This is a genomic window from Aquimarina macrocephali JAMB N27, from assembly GCF_000520995.1.
GTDB lineage: Bacteria > Bacteroidota > Bacteroidia > Flavobacteriales > Flavobacteriaceae > Aquimarina > Aquimarina macrocephali.
In genome coordinates this window covers 1-1,084 of sequence record NZ_JACA01000122.1, presented here as the reverse complement: position 1 = coordinate 1,084, position 1,084 = coordinate 1, and the positions used below count along the sequence as shown (strand labels likewise).

The window sequence follows — 1,084 nt, the reverse complement described above, 5'->3', positions numbered from 1 at the left end:
GGCTCTAGTTTATATTTGCGTTGATATTAGTTTTTGATATTGTACTTCGATATTTCTGTAATTCTTTATAGCGTTAACATCTAGGACAGTTTTCTGTACAAATAGTAGCGCCTGATCCTTATTGTTTTTGAGCTGCTCTTTGAGTTTAAACCAATTTAGGTACTGCTGCAGGTATTTAGTGGCTACACCCCAAAAAGCATTATCAATCCATTTTTTTATTCTATTGTGGGTAGAATTGACATGTTGTATATGATATATTTTGTCTTTTACCCGTTGTTTTATAATTCCTTTGAGTGGATGATGTTCTATGTTTTGGTCTTTAGCAAAGCCTTTATAGCTCACATGAGCGTCACTGCAAAGAATCGTCTGGCTTGTATTAATCCGATCTCCAATAGCCTTTTGTATATCACTTTTCTTGATACGCCCCATAGTTGCAACTGTCAAATCCAAACCTGATTTTCTGTCTTGTGTAACAATGACCGCTACATGATCTTTATTAACACCTCTTTTACTAGAGACACCACCACGTTTTCTTGACTCACGTCCTTTAGGGGTTTTTCCTTTTTCTGAGTTCAAAAAGAAAGTTTCATCACTTTCAGTAATTCCAGTGAAATCATCCTGATCCGTATCCGTTAAGGAAGCCAATATTTTATGACGCCAATCAAAAGCAGTCTTTTTATTGATCTTCAAAGATTCCTTGATCTTATCCAAACTCTTCTCTTCTAACATTAAGACTAAATAGGCATCCACTTTGTCTTTCTTATGTAAACCTGCCATCCAAGTGCCTGTATATTCTGTAAAGCTCCTACGACAGGACTTACATTTGTAACGTTGAGCTCCTCTGTCTATCCCAAAACGAACATATTTGGGGTGACTACAATGAGGACAGCATCCTTGCTTATTATCCAAAATATGACGACGAGATGCTTGTGCCTTAACTGTGGGACTTCCTTTCAATGTCAATTTCTCAAGTTCTGCCGCCAATAAAGCTTGATCTTCAATGGATAACTTACCTATTTCAACTTTTATCCTTTCTAAATCCATAAATTAAAAATACGAATAATAGCAATTATAAACTAGAGCG

1 protein-coding gene is annotated in these 1,084 nt (G+C 36.0%); it reads right to left on the bottom strand.

Annotated features, from left to right (window positions below; translation table 11 throughout):
* Positions 1-9: 9 nt before the first annotated feature.
* Complete coding sequence (locus Z054_RS0127405) at positions 10-1,044, bottom strand: IS1595 family transposase (protein WP_024773142.1); 1,035 nt, start codon at positions 1,042-1,044, stop codon at positions 10-12.
* Positions 1,045-1,084 lie beyond the last annotated feature (40 nt).

What these genes read in the sequence shown, in the direction of transcription:
- Z054_RS0127405 (WP_024773142.1), bottom strand. Translation starts at nt 1,044, where the DNA reads ATGGATTTAGAAAGGATAAAAGTTGAAATAGGTAAGTTATCCATTGAA.